This is a genomic window from Nocardioides pocheonensis (assembly GCF_003725535.1).
GTDB lineage: Bacteria > Actinomycetota > Actinomycetes > Propionibacteriales > Nocardioidaceae > Marmoricola > Marmoricola pocheonensis.
On sequence record NZ_RJSF01000038.1, the window covers coordinates 1 to 307 of the forward strand.

Genomic DNA, 307 nt, shown 5'->3' on the forward strand with positions numbered 1-307 from the left:
TCGGCGGTGACGGTGAGCAAGGCCTTGGTGATGTCGAGGGTCCCGGTGACGTAGCTGAACGTGTAGTTGGTGCTGGTCAGGCCCTTCGGGGTGACGTCGTAGGCGCCCACGTTACTGGCCGCGGTGGCGGTGGTGTCGAACCCGAGGGTGCCGCCGAGCGAGCCGGGGCCGTCGCTGTTGACGAACCCGGAGTAGCGGACGCCGAACGTCGGGTTGGTGGTGCCGTAGACCTTGGTGAAGTGGTCCACGGCGGCCGTGGAGCTGTCGGCGTCGGCGGTGACGGTGAGCACGGCCTTGCCGATGTGCA

1 protein-coding gene is annotated in these 307 nt (G+C 68.1%); it reads right to left on the reverse strand.

Features of this window, described 5'->3' with window-relative positions; genetic code table 11:
• Positions 1–307 (reverse strand): MBG-2 domain-containing protein (locus tag EFL26_RS10185; protein ID WP_183408134.1); only part of this gene is annotated, 307 nt, incomplete at both ends.